The 7146-nt window shown below is 41.6% G+C and carries 7 protein-coding genes and 1 pseudogene; 6 read left to right on the top strand and 2 right to left on the bottom strand.

Annotation, left to right across the window (positions count from 1 at the left end; genetic code table 11):
- The 6 genes and pseudogenes from L4C33_RS17905 to L4C33_RS17930 all read left to right on the top strand — a co-directional run.
- Positions 1-191 (top strand): annotated as a pseudogene (locus L4C33_RS17905) (TolC family protein); the annotation flags it as partial.
- Positions 188-1180, top strand: coding sequence for an HlyD family secretion protein (locus L4C33_RS17910; RefSeq protein ID WP_428813772.1), 993 nt, complete (start codon positions 188-190; stop codon positions 1178-1180). The pseudogene L4C33_RS17905 and the gene L4C33_RS17910, both read left to right, overlap by 4 nt.
- 9 nt (positions 1181-1189) lie before the next feature.
- Positions 1190-2383, top strand: coding sequence for an ABC transporter permease (locus L4C33_RS17915; protein WP_428813773.1), 1194 nt, complete (start codon positions 1190-1192; stop codon positions 2381-2383).
- A complete protein-coding gene (locus L4C33_RS17920; protein ID WP_428813774.1) occupies positions 2380-3522 on the top strand; it encodes an ABC transporter permease in 1143 nt (380 codons plus the stop codon). Before L4C33_RS17915 ends, L4C33_RS17920 begins: the two co-directional genes overlap by 4 nt.
- Positions 3523-3711: 189 nt before the next feature.
- Positions 3712-4284, top strand: coding sequence for a DUF2913 family protein (locus L4C33_RS17925; protein WP_428813775.1), 573 nt, complete (start codon positions 3712-3714; stop codon positions 4282-4284).
- Between the two features lie 56 nt (positions 4285-4340).
- Positions 4341-5276: a LysR family transcriptional regulator gene (locus tag L4C33_RS17930; protein ID WP_428813776.1), complete on the top strand. Its 936-nt coding sequence runs from the start codon at positions 4341-4343 to the stop codon at positions 5274-5276.
- 118 nt (positions 5277-5394) lie between these two features.
- Here L4C33_RS17930 and L4C33_RS17935 read toward each other — a convergent pair whose 3' ends face one another.
- Both L4C33_RS17935 and L4C33_RS17940 read right to left on the bottom strand, forming a co-directional pair.
- Entirely contained in the window at positions 5395-6051 is a 657-nt protein-coding gene (locus L4C33_RS17935; protein ID WP_428813777.1) for an NAD(P)H-dependent oxidoreductase, read from the bottom strand.
- 121 nt (positions 6052-6172) lie between these two features.
- On the bottom strand, positions 6173-7048 hold the full coding sequence (locus L4C33_RS17940; RefSeq protein ID WP_428813778.1) for a patatin-like phospholipase family protein: 876 nt from the start codon (positions 7046-7048) through the stop codon (positions 6173-6175).
- Positions 7049-7146 lie beyond the last annotated feature (98 nt).

Consider the following 7146-nt stretch of genomic DNA (forward strand, 5'->3'; position numbering starts at 1 on the left):
CGTTAGAGGTAGTTGATGCAGAACTGTACTTAGCAAGTATCAAAACTCAGCAGTCAGTTGCCCGTTTTCAATACCTAATTTCGCTCAACAAACTGCTCGCGTTGAGTAATGAAATGGACACCTTTTCTAGCTACAAACACAACTCTATCGCCGCTTTACCATCACAACAAACGCCAAAGGACCCATCATGAAATCCATCAAGCCTGTCGTACTTTCAGCATTAGCAATCGGCGTAATTGGTTGGGTCGGTTACAGTTTTTATCACGCCTATCAGCCTCAGCCAATTAAATTACAGGGGCAAATAGACGCTCAACAATACAGTATCTCTTCAAAGGYGCCGGGACGCATTGACCAAGTTCTAGTAGGTAAGGGGGACACAATTGAAAAAGGCGATCTCGTTTTTACTCTACATAGCCCAGAAATTGATGCAAAGTTAGAACAAGCGATTGCAGGCCAAAAAGCCGCTGGTGCACTTGCTCAAGAAGCAGAAAARGGGGCTCGTGTTCAACAAATTCAAGCTGCAAAAGATCAATGGAAAAAAGCCAAAGCTGCTGCGGATTTAATGGAAAAAACATACCAACGCGTCAACAATTTGTATAGCGACGGTGTCGTTGCAGAACAAAAACGCGACGAAGCAAAAACTCAGTGGCAAGCTGCAAAATATACGGAAAGTGCAGCGTTTCAAATGTATCAACTTGCCAAAGAAGGCGTTCGAGACGAGACCAAGCTTGCAGCAGCTCAGAAGGCTCTAATGGCAGCAGGCGCAGTTGCGGAAGTGGAAGCTTATGCCGCTGACACTCAAATATCGAGTTGGTTTGACGGTGAAGTTTCACAGGTTCTACTAAATAGCGGAGAGCTTGCACCACAAGGCTTCCCAGTGGTTACCGTTATCGACACACAAGATTCATGGGCGGTTTTAAACGTTCGCGAAGATCTTTTAAAGCACTTTGAAAAAGGCTCTACCTTTAATGCTTACTTACCAGCATTAGATAAAACACTGGAATTCAAAGTCACTCATATCGCTGTTATGGGCGACTTTGCGACTTGGCGTTCAACAGATGCGGCGCAAGGGTTTGATCTTAGAACATTTGAAGTAGAAGCTCGTCCTACCCAATTTAGCGATTCTACTCAAGCCAAAGATAAACTGCGTATGGGGATGAGCTTGGTTGTCGAGCTATAGGAAATATTAATGAGTTCAATACTTTCTAGTTCGAGAACGTTTAAGCCAAAGCCTTTCGGTTCATTGGTAAAAACTCAGTGGCAGCTCGTTAAACAAGATAAGTGGCTTTTATCTTGTTTAACCTGGCTTCCTCTTTTGTTAGCGATCAGTATCTGGGGAATCTTTTCTCAGGGTATTGCTCGCGACTTACCCATCGGCATTGTCGATTTAGAACATAGCCAGTTGTCACATACGTTATCACAACGTTTTGATGCATCTCCTACTCTTGAAGTCTTCGCTGATTACGCTGATGTCAGTCAAGCCAAGCAGGCGATGATCAAACAGAAGATCTATGGATATATCGTTATTCCAAAAGGGTTTGATAAAGGTATTTATCAGCAATCTAATCCGCAGGTTTCAGCTTTCTATAACAGCCAATTCATTTTGATTGGTAAGTTATTTCACTCGGCAGTTTTACAAGTTCAAGGTACATTTGGCGCTGAGCTAGAAGTGATGAAAGGCCTAACCCAAGGTAACACCACAACTCAGTCTGCACTTGGTCGCGCAGTGTCAGTTCAAACTCAAATTACCCCGCTATTTAATAAAAACACCAGTTACGCCCAGTTCCTTATTTCTGCTGTCGTCCCTGCCTTATGGCAAATAATGGTAGTGACTTGCACTATTTTAGTTTTAAGTGCCAATTTAAAGCACTTCCAATTGAAACCATGGTTGCAAACCAACCCGATTAAAACTTTAGTTCAAACCTTACTCCCTTACCTCGCCTTCTTTTGTTTGGTGGGTTTTGGCTTTTTAGTTTGGTTTTACGTAATCCTACAGTGGCCAATGAATGGTAGCTTGATTACGCTTATTTTTGCTCAGTTCGTAGCAGCAATAGCATGTATGGTGATGGGGTGCTTTTTCTTCTTCCTAACGCTTGATCCAGCTAGGGCGATGAGTTTCGCTGGCGCTTTTACGGCACCTAGTTTCGCTTTTATGGGAATCACTTTTCCTGTTAGCCAGATGAATGAACTCGCACAACTTTGGCGTAGTTTGCTTCCGATAAGTCACTATATCGAAGTTCAAGTTCAACAATCAAGTTACGGCGTAACTCCCATTGTATCACTCGCTCAAATGTTACCTATGGTTGGCTACCTTATTCCTGCTGTTTTAGTGCTGATACTCGTCAAAAAGCACATTAAACTGGATACGGAGCGTAACGTATGAATAAGTTATCTTTCTTCACCTTAATCAAACTCGAATTGCTCGCTATTTTAACGAATCCGGTCGTCAACTTAACCGTGTTTGGTGGCGTTTTATTTTATTCATTCCTTTACCCTCTTCCTTACGCGAATCAGGTATCTCAAGAGTTACCAATTTCAATCATCAATTTGGACAACAGCCAAACAAGTTTACAGCTTGAACGTATGGTTGATGCAACGCCGCAAATTCACGTAATTCAGCGTGACCACACTATCGCTCAAGCAAAAAGCGCATTGATCAATCAAGATATTGGCGGGTTTCTGGTTATTCCCGAGGACTTTTACAAAGATTTATTATTGGGAAAAGCACCGACACTGTCTTATGCAGGGGATGCTTCATACTTTCTGGTTTACGGTACTGTTGTTGAAGGGTTAGCTAGAGCTGGTGGAACACTTGCCGCAGAAGCAAAGGTAGCTCACCTTGTATCTGAAGGCAGCCCGCTATCAACAGCATCCCATCAATTCAGTGCTTTTACTGCCAATATGAAACCCACTTTCAACAGCAGGATGGGCTATGTCGACTACGTGGTTCCTGCCGTATTCGTTCTTATTCTTCAACAAACCCTAATCATGGCGATGGGATTGGTCGGTAACACACAAAAGCATTCTCGTGGCTACTGGAATGAAATCCCGCCATCGTTCTTATTAAGCGTAAGAGTCTTGGTTTTATTGGGTATTTATTACGTGCTCGCCATGTATTACTTTGGTGCTAGCTTCGAGATGTATGGCATCAACCGTTTGGCCTCAATGGGTGTACTACTTGCTTTGCTGTTTCCATTTTTGCTGTCTGGTTGTTTAATTGGAGCTGTTTTAGGTCAGCTATTACCAAGAAGAGAGTTAGTCACCGTTGTCGTACTTGTAAGCTCAATGCCGCTAATTTTCTTAGCTGGGTTCATTTGGCCAGTTCAAATGATTCCGGAACCGTTAGTTATGGTTTCAAAAATATTCCCAAGTACGCCAGCTATCCAAGCTTTCCTAGCGACGAATCAAATGGGAGCAAGTTGGAGTGATATCGCTGATTTATGGTCTCTGATGTGGGCTCAAGTTATCGGTTGGGCCATCGTTACTTGGTTAGTTTTCTTTTACTCTAAATCAAAAAGTTAGTCAGCTTGAAGCAAGTCACTAGGCTCTAACTCGTATGTTGGCTCTGTTTATTACTGCATAATAATCAGGGCTAGCTACGGCACCTTAGTTTGTAATAAGAAATTTACTCTCGTAACAGTCAAACTACAATTGACCCATAGCAACCAAGGTGGGTATTATTTCGGTAACCAGCCGTAAAATGAAACTTTAATGCACCCATCACAATTACTCTTAGATATCTGTACCAACGCCCTATTACACCTCGAATTTAAAAAGCTTGAACGTCACCTAAGTGTTGTAGAAAAGAATCAGCTACTCGTCCAATACTTCAAACGAATAACAAAAAGCCATCGCTTTCGCGCCGTAAAGAAAACGACGAAAGGCTGGTTATTGGCAGGTCGTCAGGCAAACAATAACTTTGAAGCCTTGATAACAAATGAACACGTGGGTCTACTCCAAAGTTGCTCTACGGATTTACATCGCTTTGTTAATCTAATTTCTATGGTTGAAACTTCGCTTAAGACTAAGGTTCAATATTCTAAAGCTATGGATATCGACCTAAACGTTCGCTATGGAAAAGTATTGATTTGTGTTGTGGACGAAAGTCTCTCATCGAGCTTTGATGAAGATGGTCACATGTTCCACTCTACTCAACTACTCTTCATTGGGGATTCTGAACTTAAAGAGCAATTTTCAGCAATTATTGATAGCAGCGACCACTTTCAAGCCATTGTCGCCTATGAAGACGAAACTCACTTAAGAATGGAATTGTTGCGCTTCTAACCCAAGCAAGTTTTCGTAATTAAGAGCGTTGTGATTAACAGTAAAAAGGAAAGGTAATGTCGAATACAAATCAACTCATGTTATTTTTGGATGTAGTTCAACAAGGCTCGTTTACTAAAGCGGCAGCGCTGCATAACATGGATAATTCTGCGTTATCTAAACAGGTAAAAAAGCTGGAGCGCGACCTTGGCGTTCAACTCTTGAATCGTTCTACTCGCTCCTTTTCACTAACAACGGCGGGCGAAGAAATTCTTGAGCAAGCCATTAAGCTCAAAGACACCATCAATCACATTCAATTTATTGCTGACTCTTACCAATCTGAACCCAAAGGCGTTCTACGCATTACGTCGCCTATTTACTTTGGTCATGGTTATTTGCAGCCAGTTATATCTAAATTCATGAAAACTTATCCTGATGTGCAAATAGTTCATGTTCTATCAGATAAGAAAAACGACATAATTTCAGAAAATATCGACTTAGCATTTCGTCTTAGTAAGTTGGAAGACTCTAATCTAATTGCAAAAAAAATTGCAGATACCAACTTCATACTCATCGCTTCGAATGATTTCATTAAAGAACACGGAAGACCAACCACACCCCAAGATTTGATTGCACTACCCTCTGTACTTTATACCAATGGTGATATGACGATAGACCAATTAACCATTAGCAACACTGTCGGCAGCCCTGATAAAACAACGTATAAGATGAAGGGAAACTACAAAGTTAGTGATGTGAGAACGACTATAAGCGCCGTACGAGACGGGTTAGGCTATGCGCTCATTGAGCTATCAAACCTACATCGACCATTAGATGAATTAGGCCTAACTTTGCTGCTTCCCGAACATGAAGTATCGACAAGAGACACCGCCATTTATGCGGTTTATCCTCATAGGAAGCATACGAAACTGGCGAAGTTATTCGTCGATGAGGTTCAAGCTTATATAGGTACACCACCAAGATGGCTAGTTTACCTCTCGGAAACAAACTAGCTTAGATTCCGAACGGAGTTTCGCTCATCATCTATATTCAGCGATACATAAGTTTAAATACAAAAATGCCTAGCAAATCGCTAGGCATTTCGTCATTTCCCCGAAAATAACTTCAAACCTAAAGTACTGAAATTACATCATCCATTGCTAGGCGAGCCTTTGGARGACCGTGGTTGTAGTCTTCACCATCTTGGTGGTAGCCAATTGCTAAAGCAACGTCACATACATGACCATCAAGCTCTTCTTTAAATGCTTCACCAATCAAAGCAGCATCAATGCCTTCCAWCGGAGTTGAATCGATACCTAGGCGAGCAACAGTGTGCAGTAAGTTACCTAGTGCAATATATACCTGAGACTTAGTCCAGTTGCCGTTAAAACCAGATTCATCGGTATTTGCATCGGCAAATGCGTAAGCACCCATAAACATGTCGTACATATCTGCAGGCAAGTGGCCTGAAGTTACTTCTGCATCAACACGTTTTGCGAACTTCTCTTTTGTGAACTTTGGATCATGTGCCAAAAGAATTGTATGAGAAGCCGTTTTAGCATGAGGCTGATTAAACTGGTGCATATTTTCAAAGGTATCGTGGAAGCGCTGCTTTGCTTCATCACTTTCGATAACAATGAACTTCCATGGTTGTGAGTTAATCGACGAAGCCGAGAGACGAATAGCTTCTTTAATGATTTCCATATCATCAGATGAAATGCGTTTAGTCGCATCGTATTTTTTAGCAGTATAACGGTTGTTTAGGTCTGTAATGATTTGGTGAGCCATTTCGATATTCCTCGTTAAGCGATAGCGTTGAGTGCATAGTAGAGATAACTAAGCAAAAGGCATAGAGCATTAAAAGCCAATCATTATGGTTATTTAATTCCACAATACTTTTCAACTTCACCTAATAACAAAAGTGGCAATTATCGCTGGTTAAGCCAGATAAGTTTTTTAACGCCAACAAATGCTTATTGCCCTCTTCGACGCCCATTTCATAACCTTGCCATAAGATATCTTTGTCCATCGTTAATCTTTTTACAGCGTACGTCGATGGTGGCGCGATCACTCTTACCTTAGTACCAGGTGGAGGATTGCGAATAAACTCAATTGACGCATTATATTTTTTCTCTCTCAACAACATTGCCTGCACTAAACTAGGGTTCTTGGAAAACAATGCTTTTACTAAACGGGGATATTTCACCGGTTTCATTTCAAAATTTAAAGGCCTTGATAAAACAACCGTTATATCTCGATAGCCTTGACGATAGGCCTCCATAACAGGTATTGAATCGGCCACACCACCGTCGGTATAGCAACTATTGTCAAAGCATGGCGTATCTTTGTAAATCATTGGCAGTGCTGCGGTAGCTTCCATAACACGATCGACATTTATAGGTGTGATGCGATGGTATTCAGCCTGCCCATTGTGAATATTCGTCACTGCTACATAAAAAGGCATTGATGAGTACAGCTCTTTATTATCAATTGGGTATTGAGCTTTTGATTGTTCCCATAACCATTTAACGTCTGCAAGATTGCCACCGGAAATAGCACGCTTGATGTTGAAGAACTCTTTGGTCGTAGCCATCTTGGTAATAACGTCAATGCTACGTTTTGGTTGATTAGCGAGGTAACCAATTAGATTGCTCGCGCCAGCAGAAACGCCGAATGCAGCTCCATAAGGTTGATGCTCTTGTTCAAGAAATGCATCTAATACACCACTTGCGAACACCCCACGCATTGCGCCACCCTCAACAACCAGTGCCTGTTTATTTTTCATAGTCAATTCTCCTGTTGCGAGCGAGAATAGCGCCCCAACCAATAGTTATAAAATTGGTTATTTCTCTTTATTTAATAGGGAAAAACTATCACCATAAT

The organism is Vibrio makurazakiensis (assembly GCF_050337375.1).
Classification (GTDB): domain Bacteria; phylum Pseudomonadota; class Gammaproteobacteria; order Enterobacterales; family Vibrionaceae; genus Vibrio; species Vibrio makurazakiensis.